Origin of the sequence: Lentzea kristufekii (assembly GCF_033949925.1) — a bacterium.
Lineage (GTDB): Bacteria > Actinomycetota > Actinomycetes > Mycobacteriales > Pseudonocardiaceae > Lentzea > Lentzea kristufekii.
In genome coordinates this window covers 179,133-199,457 of the sequence record NZ_JAXAVV010000010.1, presented here as the reverse complement: position 1 = coordinate 199,457, position 20,325 = coordinate 179,133, and the positions used below count along the sequence as shown (strand labels likewise).

General features: G+C 68.4%; 25 protein-coding genes and 1 pseudogene. 11 read left to right on the top strand and 15 right to left on the bottom strand.

Annotated features, from left to right (window positions below; genetic code table 11):
* Positions 1–124 precede the first annotated feature (124 nt).
* On the top strand, positions 125–2,869 hold the full coding sequence (locus SK571_RS21865) for a TNT domain-containing protein (protein ID WP_319985944.1): 2,745 nt from the start codon (positions 125–127) through the stop codon (positions 2,867–2,869).
* An 8-nt stretch (positions 2,870–2,877) separates the two neighbouring features.
* Positions 2,878–3,183, top strand: a complete 306-nt coding sequence (locus SK571_RS21860) for a hypothetical protein (RefSeq protein WP_319985943.1) — start codon at positions 2,878–2,880, stop codon at positions 3,181–3,183.
* On the opposite strand, the gene SK571_RS21855 is transcribed toward SK571_RS21860, so the two are convergent.
* Positions 3,169–3,768 carry a pentapeptide repeat-containing protein gene (locus tag SK571_RS21855; protein ID WP_406602014.1) on the bottom strand — a complete coding sequence of 200 codons (600 nt, stop codon included), beginning with the start codon at positions 3,766–3,768 and terminating at the stop codon, positions 3,169–3,171. The genes SK571_RS21860 and SK571_RS21855 overlap by 15 nt on opposite strands.
* A gap of 95 nt (positions 3,769–3,863) precedes the next feature.
* Between SK571_RS21855 and SK571_RS21850 the strand changes: the two genes are divergently transcribed.
* Positions 3,864–4,844 (top strand): malate dehydrogenase, encoded by a 981-nt coding sequence (locus SK571_RS21850; protein ID WP_319985942.1) that lies wholly within the window; start codon positions 3,864–3,866, stop codon positions 4,842–4,844.
* 24 nt (positions 4,845–4,868) lie between these two features.
* Positions 4,869–5,684 (top strand): inositol monophosphatase family protein, encoded by an 816-nt coding sequence (locus SK571_RS21845; protein WP_319985941.1) that lies wholly within the window; start codon positions 4,869–4,871, stop codon positions 5,682–5,684.
* On the opposite strand, the gene SK571_RS21840 is transcribed toward SK571_RS21845, so the two are convergent.
* The 9 genes from SK571_RS21840 to SK571_RS21800 all read right to left on the bottom strand — a co-directional run bounded on the left by SK571_RS21840 (position 5,681) and on the right by SK571_RS21800 (position 12,469).
* Positions 5,681–5,872, bottom strand: coding sequence for a DUF1918 domain-containing protein (locus SK571_RS21840; RefSeq protein WP_266039334.1), 192 nt, complete (start codon positions 5,870–5,872; stop codon positions 5,681–5,683). The two genes, SK571_RS21845 and SK571_RS21840, sit on opposite strands and share 4 nt — an antisense overlap.
* 97 nt (positions 5,873–5,969) lie before the next feature.
* The gene (locus SK571_RS21835; protein ID WP_319985940.1) at positions 5,970–6,317 is read right to left on the bottom strand and encodes a hypothetical protein; all 348 of its coding nucleotides are present in this window, start codon (positions 6,315–6,317) and stop codon (positions 5,970–5,972) included.
* A 45-nt stretch (positions 6,318–6,362) separates the two neighbouring features.
* Complete coding sequence (locus tag SK571_RS21830; protein ID WP_319985939.1) at positions 6,363–7,334, bottom strand: ABC transporter ATP-binding protein; 972 nt, start codon at positions 7,332–7,334, stop codon at positions 6,363–6,365.
* A complete protein-coding gene (locus tag SK571_RS21825) occupies positions 7,331–8,128 on the bottom strand; it encodes an ABC transporter permease (RefSeq protein WP_319985938.1) in 798 nt (265 codons plus the stop codon). The genes SK571_RS21830 and SK571_RS21825 overlap by 4 nt, the downstream gene beginning before the upstream one ends.
* Positions 8,121–8,831, bottom strand: a complete 711-nt coding sequence (locus SK571_RS21820; protein WP_319985937.1) for an ABC transporter permease — start codon at positions 8,829–8,831, stop codon at positions 8,121–8,123. The genes SK571_RS21825 and SK571_RS21820 overlap by 8 nt, the downstream gene beginning before the upstream one ends.
* Positions 8,832–8,941: 110 nt before the next feature.
* The gene (locus SK571_RS21815; RefSeq protein WP_319985936.1) at positions 8,942–9,388 is read right to left on the bottom strand and encodes a hypothetical protein; all 447 of its coding nucleotides are present in this window, start codon (positions 9,386–9,388) and stop codon (positions 8,942–8,944) included.
* Between the two features lie 87 nt (positions 9,389–9,475).
* Entirely contained in the window at positions 9,476–10,852 is a 1,377-nt protein-coding gene (locus SK571_RS21810; RefSeq protein ID WP_319985935.1) for a serine/threonine-protein kinase, read from the bottom strand.
* 38 nt (positions 10,853–10,890) lie between these two features.
* Complete coding sequence (locus tag SK571_RS21805) at positions 10,891–11,817, bottom strand: hypothetical protein (RefSeq protein WP_319985934.1); 927 nt, start codon at positions 11,815–11,817, stop codon at positions 10,891–10,893.
* 85 nt (positions 11,818–11,902) lie between these two features.
* The gene (locus SK571_RS21800; protein ID WP_319985933.1) at positions 11,903–12,469 is read right to left on the bottom strand and encodes an HhH-GPD-type base excision DNA repair protein; all 567 of its coding nucleotides are present in this window, start codon (positions 12,467–12,469) and stop codon (positions 11,903–11,905) included.
* Between the two features lie 122 nt (positions 12,470–12,591).
* On the opposite strand from SK571_RS21800, the gene SK571_RS21795 reads away from it, so the two are divergent.
* A complete protein-coding gene (locus SK571_RS21795) occupies positions 12,592–12,855 on the top strand; it encodes a hypothetical protein (protein WP_319985932.1) in 264 nt (87 codons plus the stop codon).
* Complete coding sequence (locus tag SK571_RS21790) at positions 12,855–13,610, top strand: hypothetical protein (RefSeq protein WP_319985931.1); 756 nt, start codon at positions 12,855–12,857, stop codon at positions 13,608–13,610. The genes SK571_RS21795 and SK571_RS21790 overlap by 1 nt, the downstream gene beginning before the upstream one ends.
* A gap of 233 nt (positions 13,611–13,843) precedes the next feature.
* Here the strand turns inward: SK571_RS21790 and SK571_RS21785 are convergent, their stop codons facing one another.
* Both SK571_RS21785 and SK571_RS21780 read right to left on the bottom strand, forming a co-directional pair.
* Positions 13,844–14,491, bottom strand: coding sequence for an RICIN domain-containing protein (locus SK571_RS21785; protein ID WP_319985930.1), 648 nt, complete (start codon positions 14,489–14,491; stop codon positions 13,844–13,846).
* Positions 14,492–14,653: 162 nt separating this feature from the next.
* Positions 14,654–15,769 carry a J domain-containing protein gene (locus SK571_RS21780; protein ID WP_319985929.1) on the bottom strand — a complete coding sequence of 372 codons (1,116 nt, stop codon included), beginning with the start codon at positions 15,767–15,769 and terminating at the stop codon, positions 14,654–14,656.
* Positions 15,770–15,874: 105 nt separating this feature from the next.
* Between SK571_RS21780 and SK571_RS21775 the strand changes: the two are divergent.
* Both SK571_RS21775 and SK571_RS21770 read left to right on the top strand, forming a co-directional pair.
* A pseudogene (locus SK571_RS21775) lies at positions 15,875–15,951 on the top strand.
* A gap of 204 nt (positions 15,952–16,155) precedes the next feature.
* Entirely contained in the window at positions 16,156–17,391 is a 1,236-nt protein-coding gene (locus SK571_RS21770; RefSeq protein ID WP_319985928.1) for a glycoside hydrolase family 18 protein, read from the top strand.
* A 48-nt stretch (positions 17,392–17,439) separates the two neighbouring features.
* Here SK571_RS21770 and SK571_RS21765 read toward each other — a convergent pair whose 3' ends face one another.
* On the bottom strand, positions 17,440–17,925 hold the full coding sequence (locus SK571_RS21765; RefSeq protein WP_319985927.1) for a DUF2690 domain-containing protein: 486 nt from the start codon (positions 17,923–17,925) through the stop codon (positions 17,440–17,442).
* Between the two features lie 160 nt (positions 17,926–18,085).
* Here SK571_RS21765 and SK571_RS21760 point away from each other — a divergent pair, with 160 nt between their 5' ends.
* Entirely contained in the window at positions 18,086–18,457 is a 372-nt protein-coding gene (locus SK571_RS21760) for an MmcQ/YjbR family DNA-binding protein (protein WP_319985926.1), read from the top strand.
* 20 nt (positions 18,458–18,477) lie between these two features.
* A complete protein-coding gene (locus tag SK571_RS21755; protein ID WP_319985925.1) occupies positions 18,478–18,738 on the top strand; it encodes a Prokaryotic metallothionein in 261 nt (86 codons plus the stop codon).
* Here the strand turns inward: SK571_RS21755 and SK571_RS21750 are convergent.
* Positions 18,735–19,349 (bottom strand): TetR/AcrR family transcriptional regulator, encoded by a 615-nt coding sequence (locus SK571_RS21750; RefSeq protein ID WP_319985924.1) that lies wholly within the window; start codon positions 19,347–19,349, stop codon positions 18,735–18,737. The two genes, SK571_RS21755 and SK571_RS21750, sit on opposite strands and share 4 nt — an antisense overlap.
* 60 nt (positions 19,350–19,409) lie before the next feature.
* Between SK571_RS21750 and SK571_RS21745 the strand changes: the two genes are divergently transcribed.
* A complete protein-coding gene (locus tag SK571_RS21745; RefSeq protein ID WP_319985923.1) occupies positions 19,410–19,745 on the top strand; it encodes a nitroreductase/quinone reductase family protein in 336 nt (111 codons plus the stop codon).
* A gap of 4 nt (positions 19,746–19,749) precedes the next feature.
* Here the strand turns inward: SK571_RS21745 and SK571_RS21740 are convergent, their stop codons facing one another.
* Positions 19,750–20,325, bottom strand: coding sequence for an ABC transporter permease (locus SK571_RS21740; protein ID WP_319985922.1), 576 nt, complete (start codon positions 20,323–20,325; stop codon positions 19,750–19,752).

The window sequence follows — 20,325 nt, the reverse complement described above, 5'->3', positions numbered from 1 at the left end:
GGTCAAAGGTGTTCTTGATCAGCTTTAACCTTGCACGTCCGCCGCGTTATGGTCGGGCCTCCACCGTTCGGCGCAGTGGCGGGGGACGTGTGCGATCCGGCGAGTTGCGGGGGAAGATGTTGGCGTGTCCGAGCCGAAGCCGTTGAACCCTACCGAGCAGGACGCTCTGGTCAAGCAGATCGGCCTGACTCTGATGCGGGCCGCACCAGAGGACTGGCGCAGTGTGATCGCGCAGTACCGCGCCACCGGCCGGTACTTCGAACTGGAGGCCGAACTCCGGCTGCAGGACGGAACCAAGCGTGCGTGGCAGGTGCCCCAGGAGGTGGCCTCGCTGTTCGCGCGGCTGCGGGCCGGCATGCACCGCGAGGGCCGGGGCAGCTGGACCAACGCCAGGTACCAGCTCGATCACCCCTCCAGCTACAACCTCGACTTCGACCGCGCGGAGCCGAGCTGGCAGACCCCTCCGCCCCAGCAGGCGTACGTCGACGAGATGAGGTTCTTCCCTCGTGCCGAGGAGAACATCCCCGACTGGCTGCGCCGCAGGATGAACCCGCCGACGCCGGTGTTCCGCACGGCCCGCGTGTTCGACGGCGCCGGACCGAACGGTCGTCCGTCGGTCAACCGGCCGCCGGTGCCGGAGCCCGAGGTCGCGCCGCTGCTCGCGTACCTGTCGAACGCGCCGGTCGCCGTGGCCGGGCGCGGCTTCGACAACGACGTGCTGCACCCGGACGCGCCGCCGGTCGTGCCGTCCGGGTTCCAGACGGACGGTGTGTGGATCTGGCCCGCCGGGGTCTCCTACTACCTGCGCAAGTACGGCGTCCCGCCCGAGCCGGAGCTGGTCGAACGGGCGCGTGCGGCCGGGTTCGGCCTGCCCGAGGTCAGCGAGGAGTCGAGGCTCGGCGCCGCGGCGAACCTGGGCGCTCCCGCCGCGCCTCCCGGCACCGTCGTGCCGACGCCGGTCGAACCCGAACCGGAGCCCGAGCCCGCACCCGCGGCGGAGGCGACGCAGTTCGTCGCGGCCCCGAAGTTCGAGAGCGGGGACGAGCCGGAGGAGTACGACTTCGAGCCGATGTACCCCGAGCCGGTCGCGGCCGAGCAGCCGCAGGTCGCGCCGGAGCCCGTGACCGACCTGGGCGAGACGCTCGCGGTGGCCGTGCCGCCGCTGGCCGGTGACGGTCCTCCCTACCGGGTCGTCTTCGACTCGGACGGCGTGCCGGACACGATCGACGAGAGGACCCTGCGCGACACGTACGGCGCGGGCATGGACCTCTTCGCCCCGCACCCGAGCGAGCTCGCGGAGCAGGAGGAGCCGGAGCCCGTCCGGCAGCCGGCACCCGAGCCCGTGCGGCAGCCGGCACAGGAGATCGTCAGGCAGCCCGTGCGCGAGCCGTTCCGGGACGTCGTTCCCGAGCCGGTCGACGAGTTCGCCGCCGGGGAACCGAACGAAACGGTCGCCGCGGACGAACACGAAGACGTGGACGCCGTCGACGAACCCGAGATCCCCACCGCAGGGCCGGACGAGCCAGTGCTCCTCACGCACCAGCACGAAGCGGAGCTCACCGACCACCTCGACGCCGAGACCGAGGAACGTCCGCGCGACGTCATGCAGGACACGATGGCGTGGAGCCCGGTCCTCGACGAGCCGCTGGAGAGCGCGGCCGAGGTCACCGAGGAGCACCCGGTCGTCGCCGTGGCCGAGGACGAACCCGATCTCGCCGAAGAGGAGATCGAGTCGACGACGTCCTTCGAGGCGGCGGTCGACCCCGAGTTCGACGACCGGTTCGACTCGCGGCTCGACTCGCACTTCGAGCCGGAGCCGATCGCGGAGCACGACGTGCTGCCTCTGGCTCCCGCGCCCAAGCCGACGCGCTCCGAGGAGACCACGCAGTTCGACGCGGCACTGTTCAAGGACCCCGAGCCGGAGCCGGAGCCCGAACCGGAGCCGGAGCCGGAACCGGTCAGGCCGCCACGGCAGGTCACGCCGGAGGAGGACCGCGAGCTGGCGGGCACCCGCCGCGCGCTGGACGACCTCAACGTGCCGCACGGCGTGTTCCGGATCGGCGGCGAGCCCGCGGACCGCACCTGGACGCTGCGCCTCGACGGCGACAGCTGGGAGGTCAGCTGGTTCGACCACGGCCCCAAGAACCCGGTGCGGTTCGACAAGGTCGAGGACGCGTCGGCGTACCTGGTGGGCAGGCTGGTGCTGGGCAACTTCCGCACGATCCCCCCGCGGGCACCCCAGCCGCCCCAGCCGCCGCAGCGGCCGATGACCAACGGCTTCCGCGAGGAGCCGCGCCGTCCCGTGTCGCCGCAGCGCCCGCCGCTGCCCCCGCAGCAACCGCAGCCGCAGGCACAGCAGGCGGCCCCGACGCAGGTGCAGCAGGTCCCGCTCGCGCCGATGCCGGCACCGGCCGTCGCCCCGACGAAGGTGCAGCCGGTTCCGCCACCACCCGCACCGCAGCAGGCCCCGGCCCCCTCGCCGGTCGCCGCCGCCGTGGCGCAGGAGGAACCGTCGAAGCGGAAGTTCCCGATCTCGCCGCTCGCGGGCGAGCCGCCACTGACGTTGTTCCGCCACAAGCAGATGTTCGAACTGCCGGCGGGCACCGAGATCGACCGCTACGGCGACCAGAGCGGCAACCTGGTCTACGTGGCGGGCACGCCGTTCCCGGAACGCAGCCTCGTGCCGTCGTGGATCAACCGTCCGTACCGCGTGTACCGGTTGCGCCGCCCGCTCGAGGTGCTGACCGGCGTGGCCGTGCCGTGGTTCGAGCAGCCGGGCGGCGGCACCGCCTACCTGCTGCCGAAGTCGGTCGAGGAGATGGTCGCGGAAGGCGTGCTCGTGGAGATCACGGGATCGGCCGACAACTGACCGCGCCGATGCAGGTGCCGTCCGACGACGAGTTCGTGGACGCGTTCGGTGTCGCCCTCGAAACCGAGGGCGACCCGTGGATCAGGCTCGCCCGGATCGAGGACGTGCTGCTCTCGTTCGACGAGCACGCCGCTTCCGTGCGGGTTCGGTGGTTCGACGGCGACGAGCCGGTGGTCGACCTCTACCGCGAGGGCGCGAGCCGGTTGCGCGTGTGGTCGGGTGCCGGCGAATCCCACGTCGGCGTCGAGTTCGGCGACGGCGAGATCCATGTGCGGATCCACCCGACCGTGCGCATCAGCTCACGACACCACTAGTCCGCAGGCGGCCGCGAAGGCGATCGCCTGCTCGACGTCGATCAGGGCTCCGGCGAGCTTGGCCTGCCGGAGCCCGTTCGCGTCCAGCTTCGCCCCGCGCAGGTCCGCGCCCTCCAGCTTGGCGTCGAGCAGCCGGGCACCCATCAGGTCCGCCTGGCTCAGGTCGGTGTTGCGCAGGTCGGCCTCGCTGAGGTTCGTCTCGCGGAACCGCTGACCGCCCAGCTTCAGGCCGTGCAGCGGCGCCTTCGCGAACGACGCCAGCGTGAAGTCGACCTCGGTGAAGGTGACGGGCCGCAGCACGCAGTCGACGAAGTTCGACCCCATGAGGCTGCACGAGGTGAAGCTCGACCGGGTCAGGACCGTGCGGTCGAAGGTGCACTGCCGGAACGCCGTCGCGGTGTGCTTCGACTCGCCGAGGTCCGTCCGGGTGAAGTCGCACCGGGTGAAGGTGCACCCCGCCGTGACGAGCTCGCGGAGGTCGGCCTCGGTGAAGTCGCAGTCGGTGAAAGACCGCTTCTCCCAGTGCTGATCGTGCAGGTTGGCGTCCGAGTAGTCCTCGCCAACCTCTTCGAGCAGGTTGTCCACTCTCACACTCTGGCAGAGTCCACGTGTTGGTAACGTGCGGGACGCCGGGCGACCTGCCCGACGTCAACGAGGACGACCGTCATTCGGGAAGGCTCATGACCCGCACGCCCGTGAACGTCACTGTCACCGGTGCAGCCGGCCAGATCGGCTACGCACTGCTCTTCCGCATCGCTTCCGGCCACCTGCTCGGCCCGGACACCCCGGTCAACCTGCGGCTGCTGGAGATCACCCCCGCGCTGAAGGCCGCCGAGGGCACCGCGATGGAGCTGGACGACTGCGCCTTCCCGCTGCTCAAGGGAATCACGATCACCGACGACGCGAAGACCGCGTTCGACGGCGTGAACGTGGCCCTGCTCGTCGGCGCCCGCCCCCGCACCAAGGGCATGGAGCGCGGCGACCTCCTCGAGGCCAATGGTGGCATCTTCAAGCCGCAGGGCGAGGCGATCAACGCCGGTGCCGCTGACGACGTGAAGGTCCTCGTGGTCGGCAACCCGGCCAACACCAACGCCCTCATCGCCCAGCAGCACGCGCCGGACGTCCCGCGCGAGCGCTTCACCGCGATGACGCGTCTGGACCACAACCGCGCCCTCTCGCAGCTCGCCAAGAAGCTGGGCGTCGCGGTCACCGAGATCCAGAACATGACGATCTGGGGCAACCACTCGGCCACCCAGTACCCGGACCTGTTCCGCGCCAAGGTGGGCGACAAGACCGCCGCCGAGGCCGTGAACGACCAGGCGTGGCTGGAGAACGACTTCATCCCGACCGTCGCCAAGCGCGGCGCGGCGATCATCGAGGCCCGTGGCGCGTCTTCGGCCGCGTCGGCCGCGAACGCCGCCATCGACCACATCTACGACTGGGTCAACGGCACCGAGTGGACCTCGATGGCCATCCCGTCGGACGGTTCGTACGGCGTGCCCGAGGGCATCATCTCGTCGTTCCCGGTCAAGTGCTCGGGCGGCAGCTACGAGATCATCCAGGGCCTGGAGATCGACGAGTTCTCCCGCGGCCGGATCGACGCCTCCGTGGCCGAGCTGGTCGAGGAGCGCGACGCGGTCAAGGGCCTCGGCCTGATCTGAGTTTTTCGTGGCAGTGTGGGGAACGTGCTGATCCCATGGGACGTTCCCCAGCCACAGCTCTCCGATGACGTGCACCCTGCGCTCGCTGACGCCGCTCGTGCGGCGTCAGCGGCGTACGGGCGTGCCCGATCTCTGCACACGCGCCTCGAACTCCGCGAAGAAGTGGCGGACGGCGCCGACGGAACACCGACGATGCTCGTCGATCGCATCGTCGAGGACGCGATCCTGGAATCGATCCACCGCAATCGCGTGAACCTGCTCTCCGAGGAAGCCGGGTTCGTCGACAACGGCTCCTCGATCACCCTCGTCATCGACCCGGTCGACGGGTCCGCGAACGCCGCGTTCGGCGTCCCTCTCTCGTGCTTCGCCGGTGCCCTCGTCGAAGACGGCACGGCAAAAGAAGCTCTGACGACGTGGTTCGACACGGGCCGTGCGTGGCACGCGCGCGCAGGAGTGCCGACGTCGTTCCGCACCACCGGACGCACGACGTTGAAGGGCGCGTCGGTGTGTCTGATGCGTCCCAAGACGGGCACTCAGGACGCGTGGCTGCGCATCGCGAACAGCGCTGACCGCATCCGTGTGCTGTGTACGACGTGCCTGGAGACCATGCTGGTCGCGGAAGGCACGGTCGACGCGTTCATCGATCCGGGCAGCGACACGCACCGGATCATGGACCTCGCGACGGCGTTGGTCACCGTGCCCGCCGCAGGGGGCGTGCTGGTCGACCTGCACGGGCGGCCGTTCACGTTCGAGCCCGACCTGACCCACCGGTGGTCAGGCGTGGCGGCAGCGACTCCTCAGCTCGCCGAGGAGTTGATCGCGACCGTTCTCAACGGTTAGACGGAGCCCCGTGGCTCGACGATGCAGTCGGGTCCGGGGAACACCAGGCCCTCGTGGCCGTCGTTGAAGCGGACGAGGTACGGCGGATGCCCGTCGTTCCCGCGCACTTCGAGGATCTCGCCGAGGCGCTCCTCCAGTCCGACGGAGCGGCTGTGGACGTGGAGCCTGTCACCCACTGTTGCTTGCATGGTGCTGCAACACCTCCGGTGTGCGGCGTGAGGCTTGGCACGATGAACGCGTCAAAGCCTAAGCCGCCACCGGAGGTGCGCAACAGGGCTCAAGTGCTCATCCGCCGCAGGCCGAGGAGACCTTCGCGGCGAGATCGGCCTTCTGCTGCACCCAGTCCGCCGCGGAGTTGACGTTCTGCATGCCGTTGGCGGCCTCTTCGAGAGCCTTCTTCACCTGCTCGTCCGGCGCGGAGTTCGCGAGGGTCTCGAGCTCCTTCGCCTTGGCCTGGGTTTCCTCCAGTGCCTTCTGCGGGTCGCTCATGTCCGGCGTGAAACCCACGAGCGAGATCGCGTCGGCGCACAGCTTCACCTTGTCCGCGGTGTTGCTGACGCCCTGGATCGCGTCGCAAGCCGTCAAGCTGCCCATCGCGATGACAGCCGCGGCCAGCGGTCCAACTAGGCGCATTCGCTCTCCTTGTGCCCGAAGTGTCCGGATCGATTACTGATGACTCTACCGACGTACGTCTTGATCGAGTTGCCGTTGGTAGAGCTTCCGGATGACGTCGTCGATTTCCGGCTCCACGACGGCGAGGTCGTGGACCTCCACCTGCCGCACCACCTGGGTGATCAACTGTGCCGCCGTCGTCTCCGCTCTCCTGAACGTGAGGTGGTGGCGCAGCCCGTTGGCCTCGCTGCGCACCGCCGTCACTCCAGGGACGTCCGGTGCCGGGCCTGGTTCCCTGAGGTCGATGACGAGCTCGCGGTCCGGCGTGACCTCGGCGCGCAGTTCCTCCAGCGGGCCGTCGGCGAGCACCCGGCCGTGGTCGATCACCATCAGCCGGGGGCAGAGGCGTTCGATGTCGTCCAGGTCGTGCGTGGTGAGCAGGAGCGTCGTGCCGCGGCGGGTGTTGATGTCCGCGAGGAACTCCCTGAGCCGCTCCTTGGACTCCAGGTCCAGGCCGATCGTCGGCTCGTCCAGCACCAGGAGCTCCGGGGCGTGCAGCAGCGCGGCGGTGATCTCGCCGCGCATCCGCTGCCCCAGCGAGAGCTGCCGCACGGGCGTGCTCAGGAACGCTTGCAGGCCAAGGAGTTCGACGCACTCGTCGAGGCGCTTGCGGTAGTCCTCCGCCGACACGCGGTAGATGGACCTGAGCAGGTCGAAGCTGTCCTCGAGCGGCAGGTCCCACCAGAGCTGGCTGCGCTGGCCGAACACGACGCCGATGCGTTTCGCGAGATCGCGCCGTTGCTTCGACGGGTCGACGTCGCCCACCCTGATGTGGCCGCTGGTCGGCACCAGGATCCCGGTCAGCATCTTGATCGTCGTGGACTTGCCGGCGCCGTTCGGCCCGACGTACCCGACGGCCTCACCCGCGGCGACGTCGAACGTGACACCGTCCACCGCCGTGACGGTCTTGTAGTTGCGGCGCAGGCCTTTGGACGTGGCTACCTTGAACTCCCTGCGGAGTTCCCTGACCTCGATCATGATCCCGTTCCCCGGTAGTGCCTGACCGCGAACCGCCACGCGAACCCGGCGACGACCGCCGCCAGTGCCGCGACGAGCGGTGATGTCCAGCCGACCCAGCCAGGAAGGCCGAGCGGATCCTGCTTCCCGAGCAGCGCGAGGCTCGGGTAGTACGCGACGAACGCCCCCGGCACGATGAACGCCATCACCCAGCGCAGCGGGGCGGAGTAGACGTTGACCGGGTACGAGGTGAAGGCGTTGCTGCCGTACGTGAAGGCGTTGGCGAACTCGCGGCCCTCCACGATCCAGAAGCACACCGAGCACGTCACGACCCAGATCGCGCCGAAGATGACCGCGCCGGCCAGCGGCGTGGCGATGGTCAGCGCGACCTTCGCGGGTGTCCAGGCGATGCCGGCGTGCGTCAGCGCGTAGACCATCACGGCGAGCGCGCCGATGATGCGCCCGACCCTGCGCAGGCGGACGTCCGACACCATGATCTGCGGCAGCGTGCCGAGCGGCCGCATCAGCAGCACGTCGAAGGTGCCGGTGCGGATGTACGTCGGCAGGTTGTCGAGCTGCCCGGCGAAGAGGTCCGCGATGCCGAACGCGATGCCCGCGAACGCGTACATCAGCAGCACTTCGTCCTTGGTGAACCCGCCGAGCGCGCTGACGTGACCGAACAGCACGAGGATGACGATCAGCTCGATCCACTGAGCCAGCACCTGCGTGAGGAGGTCGAGCGCGAACGACGCGCGGTAGGACATCTGGCTGCGCAGCCGCGCGCCGATGAGCCTGGGATAGATGGTGTCAGCCACCCTGCACCACCACCTTGCGCACCGCGCGCTGAAGGACCAGGTGACCGGCCGCGAGCAGCGCCACGGCCCAGAACACCTGGTAGAGCAAGGTTCGCACCGGGTCGCCGTGCCCCAGGAACAGGTCGATCGGCGCCTGCATCAACGCGGGGAACGGGGTCATCCACAGCACGTCCCGAGCCCACCCCGGGAAGAACGCGACCGGCACGGTGAGCCCGCACAGCAGGCCGGACGTGACGTTCCAGAACCCGAACAGCCCCCGGTTGTCGATCAGCCAGAACGCGCTGACGTCGATCAGGAACCGGCACGCGAAGCTGATGACCAGCGCGATGACCGCGCTGACCAGGAACAGCGGCCACTGCACGGGGCTCGCCGGGAACTGGAACGGGAACAGCAGCATGCCGAACACCATCGGAGGCGCGAGCCTGGTCAGGAACGCGTAACCGCCGCGGCCGAGGTCCTGCGCGAGCAGAGCGCTCTGCAGGTGCCACGGCCGGTACAGATCGACTACGACGTCACCGGATCGCACGCGCTCGGCGAGCTCGTTGGTTCCCCACAACAGGACGAACCCGAGCAGCCCCTGCCCGATCCAGACGTACGTGTTGGTGGCAGCGATGCCGTAGTCCGCGATCTCGCCGTTCGCCGCCTTGAGAGCGGCGACGAGGACGGCGACCCGCAGCAGGCCGAAGACCACGTTCGCGGTCATTCCGGCCAGCATCGCTTGTCGGTAGGTCGAGTACCTTCGGAATCCAGCAATGATCAAATCGGCGTGAACACGCACGTCGGTCAACGTTAGTGACCGTCGCAAGTGGATTTTCAGTTGATGAAGACCTTGGACTCCCGGTCAGGGCCGGGGACCTGCCAGGTGTGCGGCACCGGACGTTCGCCGGGGTAGGCGGCGGTGTCCCCGAATCCGCCGGGACAGTGGGCGAGTCCGGGAACCGCCTCCCAGTTGCCACCTGCGGAGAAGTGCGTGGCGCTGACCCAGCCCCAGTACCCGTTGTCGCCCAACGTGTAGGCGAACCAGTCGTTCTTGATCGAACCGTACTCGAGCTTGATGCCGAACCTCTTCTGGCACACGAACCAGCTGTTGCCCGCGTTGAGCACGCCTTCGACGTTGCCGATCGGAGTGATCCGGCCGGGGCCGTACATCGCCCACGGGTGGTTGGTGCGCCAGATGTTGCAGGTGTAAGTCGTCCCGTAGCCCGCGTGACCGCCGGACTGGTAGCACCCGGCAGCGGCCTGCGCTGCCGGGGCGCTCACGAGCAGCGAACCTGCGACGGCAAGGCATGCGACAAGAGCGCGGAGCTTGCTCATGATCCCCCCAGGACGTTGGAGAGGGGATCACAGTCAGCTGCCGAACGCGCTGGTGACGACCTCACCCGCTCCGGGTTCAGCGCCCATGCAGAGGAAGTAGCTGCGAGAGCCGTCCTTGTACCCGACCGCGGTGATGTCCCAGCCCGTGGTGTCGACGTTCGGCCTGGTGACCGCCTTCATCAGGGCGGGCGTGCAGACGTTCTTCACCTCCGCCGAGGCCAGCAGCTCGTCGGAGTCGACCGCCGGGATCTCCCCGGACAGCCACCCCCCGCCGAACGCCTCCCAGTAGTGCTCGTCCGCGCAGGACCCGACCTTGCGTGCGGTGGCGGCCGCGCCACCGATGGTGTTGATCCCTCGGTAGCAAGTGGACTTGTCGACGCAGAACCCGGCGCTGTCGCACTTCTTCAGGAACGGCGGGATGTCCTCGGCGCCACCCTGCTGGGTCGTCGACGGTCCGGCGCCCTGGGCGGTCGTCTGCTCCTTGCCGAAGGGGTTCCACACGACCATGCCCACCGCGATCGCGACGACGATCCCCGCCGCGCCGGCGACCAGCGGCCACGCCTTGCGCTTCGGCGGGGGAGGGACCGGCACGGTGGGCATCCGCATCGGGTCGATCAACTCGTCCCGCAGCTGCGTGGCGCTCGGCGTGCGCAGGTTCGCGTCCGGGTGCAGAGCCCGCGCCAGCGCCTCGTGCAACGCGGGCGGCACCCCTGGCACCGCGGGCACGGGCCGGCGCAGGATCTCGCCGAGCTGGTCGAAGCTCGTGATCGGCCACGGCACCGGACGCGGCGGCTTGCCGGCGAGCAACGTGTAGAGCGTCGCCGCGAGCGAGTAGACGTCGGCCTGCGGCGTCGGCTCGGCCATCGCGAACGCCTCGGGCGGCGCGTAGCTGGGACTCAGGGCGTCCCTGGTGACCGTGCTGCCACCCTGCGCGTCGAGCAGTGCCGCGAGTCCGAAGTCGGCGAGCTTCGGCGTGCCGTAGCGGTCGACGAGGATGTTGGCGGGCTTGATGTCCCGGTGCAGCACGCCTTCCTGGTGTGCCGCGGCGAGTGCGTCGGCGAGCTTGATGCCGAGGTCGCGCACCTGCTCCGGGTGCAACGGGCCCTGCTGGTCGAGCTGGTCGGCGAGCGACCCGCCCGTGCACAGCTCCATGACGATGTACGGCGTGCCGTGACCGGTGATGTTCGCGTCGTGCACCCCGACGACGTGCGGATGACCCGACAGCTTGGCCGCCGCCTGCGCCTCGCGGAGGAACCGCCGCCGGTCCCGCTCGTCGACCAGGACCCGGTTGTCGATCTTCACGGCGACGTCGCGACCGAGTTGGGACTGGTGGGCGGTGTAGACGGTGGCGAACCCGCCCGCGCCCAACGGTCTCAGGTCGGTCAGGCCGGGAATGCGGGGTGCGGTCACGCGCGGCAGCTTAGTTCCGCACCCCGACAATCCAGGTGCTAGGCCGTGCAGTTCAGCATGCCACTCCTGAGCGCGTGACTGCTCGTGTTGTCGTCGTCCGACCAGAGAACGACCTTCTTGCCGTTGGTGCAGCTCGGCGAGATCGCGAAACCTTCGAGGTTCACGTTCGGCAGCGTCGACGGCCGGTTGTGCGTCGCCGTGACCTTGAACTTGCCGCTGCTGATGGCGAGCGTCGTCGTCCTGCCGCTGCAGTGGTTGTCGCAGATGCTCCACAGCTTGGCGCCGTCGAACTCCAGGTCCATCACCTGGCTCTGACCGCTCGCGAACCTGCTCAGCAACTTCGCGCCGGAACCCTGCAGGGCGTACACGTACACCTCACCGGTGGCCTCCAGGCCGACGAAGAACAACCCGCTGCCGTGACCGGGGTGCTCGGCGGGGTCGTAGGTCCTGCCGCTGTCGTCCTTGAAGCCGTTCCGCGTGAGGAACGAGTCCGGCACCCACGAGATGGCCTCGGGCCCGTCGTTGGGGTCGACCTCGGGCATGCCGCCGAGCTCCCACTCGGCGACCGCGTTGCTGCCGGTGCCGTACTTGAGGATCTTCGGCGCGCTCACGTCACCGTCGTCGTTGTCGCGCTCGACGGCCACGAAGAGCCCGTCCGGCGTGCTCACGACCCCTTCGGCATCGGGATCACCCTGCCCGTCCGCGAACTTGAGCGACCGCTTCTGGTCGACCTTCCACGTGCTCCCGCTCGGCACGAGCCGGTACAGCGTGGAAGGCCCGTTCCTGACCGCCCACACGACACCCGGACTCTCGAACGACACCCCGCTCAGGTTCTTGCCGAAGACGTTCGTCCCGTCCGCGTACTTCGTGGCGGAGTCACCCGGCCACGACGTCGCCGCCCCGGCAGGAAGGCCCGTCAACCCGAGCACGAGGACCGTGAACACGCCGATCACCTTGATGCGCAACGCAAACGCCCCTTCTCCCACGAGGCGGCACACCTCGTGCGGACTGGCGGCGTACGTACAGTGCACCAGACGATCAACAGCCCTGCTACTTCTTGGCGGCGGCCTTCGCGGCCTTCTTGAAGTCGCGAACCTCCAGCAACGACGCCTGATCGCGCACGTCAGCGACGCTACGTCGGCTTCCTTCGTCCCCGTAGTGCCCAGCCGCCGCACGCCACCCCTCGGGCGTGACGCCGAACTGTTTGCCCAGAAGTGCAAGGAAGATCTTGGCCTTCTGCTCCCCGAACCCGGGCAACGCCTTGAGCCGCTTCAACACCGCGGCCCCGTCCCCGTCGGCCCAGATCCGCGTGACGTCGCCGTCGTAGGTGTCGACGACGAACTGCGACAGCGCCTGCACCCGCTTGGCCATCGAGCCGGGGAACCGGTGCACGGCGGGCGGCGTGGCCATGACGGTGGCGAAGGCCTCGGGGTCGGCCTCGGCGATGCGGCGCACGTCCAGGCCGCCCATGCGGTCGGCGAGGACCTTGGGGCCGGAGAACGCCTTCTCCATCGGGATCTGCTGGTCCAGCATCATGCCGAGCAGGAGCGCGAAACGGTCCTCAGTCAGGAGGGCGTCTGCCTCGGGGTTCTGTGCGAGGCACACCTTGCGGGTCATGGCGAGAGCATCGCACGATGGCATGAGGGGTGCTGTTTCTGGACGTTCCACGGCCACTGAGCTGAAGATGTCAGTTTGACTGCCATGGGTAGTCGAGTACCCTTGGGTACCGGAGGTGTGTCATGGCTGTTCAGTCTTCTCCTGTCAAAGTCGATCAAGAGACGCACGCGTTGATCGCGCATGGAGCTACCGCGCTGCACATGTCCCAGAAGGACTTGCTGGCTGCGGCTGTTCGCGAGTACCTGAGTGCGAGGCGTGAAGAGATCAATGCCGCGCTGCGTCGCACGATGGAGACGCTCGATGGCACCCGAGGCAGCCAGGTGGCGGCGCTGACCGGCATGTCCAAGGAACGTCTCGATGAACTCGGTGGGGTCCGCGAGTCCTGATGACCGTTCGTCCAACCATTCGCTGTCTTCGTGAAGACCTGGGCTTGGGCCTGCCGCTGATCGACGAGCCGCTCGACGAGATCGATCATCCGCTGATCAAGAAGGCCAACGAACAGTTCGCTCAGCCGACTGGTCCGCGCGAGCGAATCCGTTCAATCGACGACGTCGTCATGTTCAAGGTCAAAGTCCAGCGTTGGCGAGGAGCCGTCGTGGAGGCGGGCGACCCCAGCTGGATGGTCACAGCTGGAGTTCGGGAAGCGGGAAGTCGTGATGACTTCTACGAAGCGCTCGCGACTGCCGCCATCACCGCGCGAGCCAGGTACAACGCCGAGCACAGTCCGCCCTTGAAGTCATCGACGTTCTGTGGTCAGTGGCTTGCGGACAAGGACGACCTCGATCGGTACCGCGCTGAAGCAGCGGTTCGGATGCTGCGGGCCATGAGCGGAACCGTGCGGCGTCTTGTGTGCGCATCTTTGCTCGACGGGCGCGAGCACGTTGGCGAGGTCGCCGGCGCAGAGCTTGGCGTGCTCGTTCGGGGCGTGGAGGACAGGGGCACGTACGTAGCGATGTGGATCACTGGCTCAGTGCCCGACAACTTCGTCGCGATCGCCCTGGACCTGGTGCCCGGCTGCGACAGGGACGGCTGGTACCCGGAGTTCGCAATGCCGGATCGGCCGCTGCGTCCTGGTGAACAGGTCTACTCGAACATGATGGACCCGCAAGCTGCTGCTCAGTTGCTCGAAGAGAACAGCTAGTCATACATCAAGCAGTGTGCTGGTCCAGCAGCATTCCTGTGAGCAGGGCGAACATGTCCGACGCGAGGAGTGCGTCCGCGTCGGGGTTCTGTGCGAGGCACACCGTGCGGGTCATGGCGGAAAGGATCTCATGACCGGCGGAAGATCGCCGGTGCCGGCCCGGCGACGTTGTGCGGAAATAGCGGTGGCCGCCCGCAGAAATGTGCGGGCGGCCATTTCACGTGTACTTCAGATCAGGAGATCCACTTGTAGAGCGAGAACAGCTGGTTCGGGTTGCCGTGGCAGTCCCACTGCAGGAATCCGGTGCCATTCGCGGTACCGCTGTTCTCGTTGTCGAGGCACTTGCCGGTGGCGCGGTTCTTGTACATGACCGGGCCGTTGTAGGTGTTCGGGTCGGCGCCGGCGGGCAGCACGACCTCCCACTGCTGGTTCGGGCCGTTGTGGCAGCTCCACTGGATCACGTGGGCGCCGTTGGTGGGGGCGCTGCCGGACAGGTCGAGGCACTTGCCGGAGTTGCCGTTGATGAACATCGCGGTGCCGTACTGGGTACCGGTGCCCGCGACCCAGACAGGGGCCCACTTCTGGTTGTTCGTGCCGTAGCAGTCGAACAGGATGGCGCGGCCGCCGTTGTCCACGGAGTTCCAGGCGATGTCCGCGCAGCGGTCCACGGAGGAGCCGTAGTTGATGTCGGTCGTCTTCGGGATGATCGCGGTCCAGATGGCCTCGTCCGCGGCGGCGATCTTGGACTGGGCCTGCGTGCCCACGCCCGGCAGGTCGTACGGCTCGAACTTCGGTGCGGCCGAGGCCGGCGCCGCCGCCATCGACAGCAGGGCGGCGCCTGCCGCAATGGCAACAGAAACTCTGCGAATGACGTTCTTCACTTCGAATCCCCCATGTATGTGCGACTGAAAAAGTCCATGGGAGGGCGTCCTCCGACGCCAACTTGTCCCCCCAGGAACAATGCCAATCTTTCAGGCCGTCAGTCGCCAGTCAAGGGTCTTTTTGTCTTAATCGGACCGGTTGTTCGTGAGGGGCGGAACGAGTCAGGCGCCGGCGACGCGGACTTCCGAGACCACCTGGCGGACGAGAACGCGCAATGCCTCGCGGTCGACGGTGGCCGGGTCGTCGGCCAGCCAGTCGCCGATCTCGCGGACGAACTGCTCGGGGGTCATCGGCGGCACCTCGAAGTCGAGGTCGTCGTCGCACGTGACCTCGCCGGCGCGGCTCGGGTAGACGAGCAGGGCGCCGCGGACCTCCAGCCACGGCAGGAGCTCGGCGAAGCGTTCGACGCCCTCGAGCAGCTGGGTGCCTCCGCCGCGGAACGGGTGGCCGTTGCGCCAGAGTTCACCGTCCTCGTCGCAGTAGTAGTGGCCGGGGAGCCACGACTTCGACTCGATGAGGACCAGGCGGCGGCCGCAGAGAAGGGCGTGGTCGATGTCCGTGAAGACCGACCCCGGCCAGGCGAGGCCGTGGAAGATGCGCACGCCCGGTAGCTGGGTCATGTACTCCGTGAGCAGTCCGGCGGTCAGCCGTTCGCGTCTGTTTTCACCCGGACGGCCGAAAATCGTGTTCCCGTCGTACTCACCGGCGAACGCCCGTTCGGCCCTCGCGACCGTCATGTAGCGGCGCACCAACCGGAACGCCCCGTAACCGGCGGCCGCCACGAGCGGCAGCCAGACGGCGAGCAACAGCGGCGACAACGTCATCGTCAGCGGGAGGAGCAGGACGAACCAGCCCCCGATCGCGGCTGCCGCGGGGGCGTGGCCGAGGCCGGTGGCGGGGACGTAGCGGACGCGCGCGCCGAGGTCGATGCGGTGCCACCACTCCATCGAACCGAGGTCGACACGGGGGCGCGGCGCCATGTAGTTCGGGTCGTCGCCGAAGTCGCGCAGCCTGCCCGTGTGGCCTGTTCTGCGAGGTCGCGGCCGTGTCTGCGGTCGCGCCGCGGTGGGTGGCCTGGGTGCCGGGCGGTCGTAGTCGGCCCGCCGGACCGGGTCCTTCAGCGTCTCGTAGGCCTCCTGGAGCAGGCGGAAGCCGCCAGACGTCCCACCCGCGTCGGGGTGCATGACCTTGGCGAGAGAGCGGTAGGCCGACTTGATCTCCGAGGCGCTGGCGCCCCGGTCGACACCGAGCAACTCGTAGTAGTCGATCCCTGGCACGACACCGTCCAGTTCGGGGTTGGTCCGTGAACCTTATTGGGTCCAACACTTTCGCAGGGCATACGGCCCGCACTTCCCCGTCTAGTGTGAGTGGAGCGGTGGCGAGGGGCCTGTAGCGCAGTGGTCGACGCGCCCTCCTGAACGGAGGAGGGAGAACGCCGGTTCGAATCCGGCCGGTCCCGCTCTCTCTGGGGATCCCTGTTCGCGGAGAGCGCGAACCGCGTCGTTCGCCGTCACAGCGGGGACACCCCGCACCCCGAGTCCTGACCTTCCCTTGAGCGTCCGGGCGCGGCCTGGGAGCTTTCTGGGTGCCCATTGACGGAAGTGGTCTATACCACCAAGCTTGAGGCAGCGCCGCCGCGCCGTCACCTCTTGAGGAGACCGCTATGTTCAGGCGCAGAATCATCGCGGCGGCAACGGCACTCTCAACGGCAGCCGTGCTCGCGGCACCAGTGGCACAAGCCGCACCGCAGCAGGACATCGGTGCGCAGGCGATCGCCGGCCGCGTCGTCGGCTACTTCGTCCAGTGGGGCGTCTACCAGCGCAACTACCACGTGAAGAACATCCGCACGTCCGGTGCGGCGAGCAAGCTCACGCACATCAACTACGCGTTCGGCAACGTCTCCGGCGGCCGGTGCGTGCTCGGCGACGCCTACGCGGACTACGACAGGTTCTACGACGCGGCGTCCTCTGTGGACGGTACGTCGGACACCTGGGACGCGGGTGCGTTGCGCGGCAACTTCAACCAGCTGCGCAAGCTCAAGAAGCTGAACCCCGGCCTCAAGGTCCTGTTCTCCTTCGGCGGCTGGACCTGGTCCGGCGGCTTCCCGGCGGCGGCGAGCAGCCCGAGCGCGGCGGCGGCGTTCGCGGACTCCTGCTACCGGCTCGTCGAGGACCCGCGCTGGGCGGACGTGTTCGACGGCATCGACATCGACTGGGAATATCCCAACGCGTGCGGACTCACCTGTGACACCAGCGGTTTCAACTCGTTCAAGACGCTGATGGGCGCCGTGCGCACCCGCTTCGGCAGCGGCAACCTCGTGACCGCCGCGATCACCGCGGACGCGTCGGCCGGTGGCAAGATCGACAAGGCGGACTACGCCGGTGCCGCGCAGTACGTGAACTGGTACAACCCGATGACCTACGACTTCTTCGGCGCCTGGGCGGCGCAGGGCCCGACCGCCCCGCACTCGCCGCTCACGTCCTACACCGGCATCCCGACCGCCGGCTTCAACACCGATGCGGCGATCCAGAAGCTGAAGAGCAAGGGCATCCCGGCGAACAAGATGTTGCTGGGCCTCGGTTTCTACGGCCGCGGCTGGACCGGCGTCACCCAGACGGCGCCCGGCGGCACGGCGACCGGCGCGGCACCCGGCACGTACGAGGCCGGCATCGAGGACTACAAGGTGCTCAAGACCCGTTGTCCCGCCAACGGAACGGTCGCCGGCACCGCGTACGCCAAGTGCGGCAGCCAGTGGTGGAGCTACGACACCCCGGCGACGATCCGCAGCAAGATCTCGTGGGCCGGCGGCCAGAACATGGGTGGTGTCTTCTTCTGGGAACTCTCCGGTGACACGGCCAACGGCGAGTTGATCAGCGCGATCCGCGCGGGCATCGGCTGAGGCCGGACCGTGCCGGACTCGGCGACACCGAGTCCGGCACGCCGGCGATCAGCAGCCGCTCGACTCGATGGCCACTTCCCAGGTGCTACCACCGTTCCAGTCGCCGAGACCGACGGCGCAGCTGTCGCCCGGCGAGTAGACCATGTTGCCGTAGTGCCGTCCGGCAGAGCTCGACGCGAGGAAGCGGAGGAACTTGCCGCGGCCCTTGTCCCACGCCGCGAGTTCCAGCTTGCCGTCCGTCCTGGTACTGCCGCCCGCGTAGCTCGGCACCTCGATCCAGTTCGTCTTGCAGGTGCTGGAGTAGTACAGGATGAACGTGCCCTTCACGGTCGCCTTCTGGCCCGCGTTGACCCGGCTCGCGCCGCAGCCGCTGTCGTACGGGTCCTTGTTGTCGCAACCGGCGCCGGTGCACGTGACAGCGGCCGAGATCGGTGCCGCGGCCGGTGCGGCGCTCGCGCCCGCCGTGACACCACCGAGCATCGCGATGGACAGGCCGACGACCGCAGCCGCGCCGGCCAGCAACTTCTTCGCCATGTGAACAGCTCCCCGTGAAAAGTGGAAATCCCCCGCGACGTGCGATCCGTCGCAGGGCAATGCTGTTCGCACGGGCTTGCGGGGATGTTGCCGAAACCTTGAATCCGCGGCCGACGTGCGTAGATGGCACGACGGGGGTGAGGTGGCGCAAGATGTCCGGGTGGAAGCGCTCGAACGCCTGCGCCGCCTCTGTCTCGCGCTGCCAGAGGTGACCGAACGCCTGAGTCACGGCGAGCCGACCTGGTTCGTCCGCGGCAAGAAGACCTTCGTGACGTCGGCCGACCACCACCACGACGACCGCACGGCGTTCTGGTGCGCGGCGGGCCCCGGTGTGCAGGAGACCCTCGTCGCGCAGGATCCCGAGAAGTACTTCCGCCCGCCCTACGTCGGCCATCGCGGCTGGCTCGGCGTGTACCTCGACGTCCCCCTCGACTGGGACGTCGTCGCCGACCTCGTCGAGGACGCCTATCGGGTGATTGCCCCGAAGACGCTGGTCGCGCAGCTCGACGCTTCGAGTTGCCGACCTGACTGACCTGTCGCAGTCTTCGGCGCATGGCGACCTGTGACGTCTGTGGCAACGAGTACTGGATGGCCTTCGAGGTGCGCACCGTCGGCGGGGGTGTGCACACGTTCGACAGCTTCGAGTGCGCGATCCAACGGCTCGCGCCGCGCTGCGAGCACTGCGACTGCCGCGTGATCGGGCACGGCGTGGAGGTGGAGGGCAAGTTCTTCTGCTGCGCCCACTGCGCGCGCTCGGGTTCGGCCGGCCTGGGCGCGATGATCCGCGACACCGTCGGCGCCCATCCCGGTTAACCCAGGACGAGGTCCAGGCTGAGCGGCACGGGCGGCGGCAGAACGTCCGTGCCCGCCCGGAACGACTCCAGCAGGTACGCGACCAGGCGCTGGGACGCCGCCACCGCGACCTCCACCGGCAGGGTGGACAGTCCGCCGTTGGCGATGAGCACCAGCGTCAGGTCGTGCGGAGAGAAGTCGGCCCGCAGGTGCCCGCTGTCCTTCGCCCGCTGCACCAGTGCGACGAAGCCGAGCCACGTCCGGTCGCGCACCTCGGAGTGCAGATCGGGGAACGAGGCCATGAACGCGGCGGTGAATCCGCGGTCGCACGCCTGCAACAGGCAGACCTTCTCGATCACCGTGCGGAGCCCGCGCCACGCGTCCGGGTCTTTCAGCGCGTCGTCCATGGCGCTCTGGCAGACGGCGAACTGCTCGGCGAAGGCCTCCACGACCAGCGAATCCTTGGTCGGGAAGCGCCGGTACAGCGTGGCGACGCCCACGCCTGCCCTGCGCGCGATCGCGGCCATCGGCACTTCGAGCCCGCGCTCGGCGAACAGTTCACGGGCGACGGCGAGCACGCGCGCCCGGTTCTCCCGCGCATCGGCTCGCATCTGAGACGGTTCGGCGGTCACTTCTTCTCACTTCGCCTCAAGTGGACGGGGGTCTCCACTTAGCAGGCTACGTTGGAACTCATGAGGGTTCAGGGACCGATGGTGCGCAGGGTCAACAAGTGGGTCGTCGGACTGCGGGACGCTCCGCTCGTGGGGAAGCTGGTGCGCAAGGGGCTCACGGTCGTGACGTACACGGGCCGGCGATCCGGTCGCACGATCAGCACACCCGTCGGCTACCGGCGCAAAGGCGACGTCGTCGAGATCCGCGTGATGATGCCGGACGCGAAGGTGTGGTGGCGCAATTTCGAAGGCGAGGGCGGTCCGTTGACGCTCGAGTTCGATGGCACGAACAAGACCGGACACGCGATCTCGCACCGTGACGACAAGGGCCGCGTCACGGTGCGAGTGCAGCTGTAAAGCCCTACGCGGCAAGGCGTCGACGCTCCAGGAACGCCGCCACCAGGTAGGCGCCGCCACCCAGCACGGCCAGCGTGCCGAAGAACCCGGCTCCCGGGATGAACAGCGTCGCGGCGGCGACCAGCATGAGCCAGGTGCCCAGGTTGTAGTGCAGGGCGTTGCCGCGGATCGCGCCTTCGGCGATGTAGATCAGGCCGACGACGATGGTCGAGCCCGCGGGCCACAGCACGGTCTGCAGGTCCGGCTCGTCGAACACCGTGCTCAGGCCGGTGACCGCTAACGCCAGCGCGGTGAAACCGGTGATCCAGGCCGTGCCGACCAGCTTCTCGGCTCGTCGGCGCGCTTCCGAGGCCGCCTTCTGGGCACGCAGCGACGCGGTCATGGCGAAGATCGTGGCGGTGACGAGACCGGTGGCGAGCAAGCCGATCGGCAGCCACGCCGGCATGAGGACCGCACCGGACCTGGAGAGCGTGGCGGCGCCGTGGCCGAAGACGTAGGCGAACGCGAAACCCAGGTAGGCGGCGCGGTTGTCGACCTCGGTGGACGCGACGGTGGTGGCGCGAAGAGCGGTGGCGTTCAT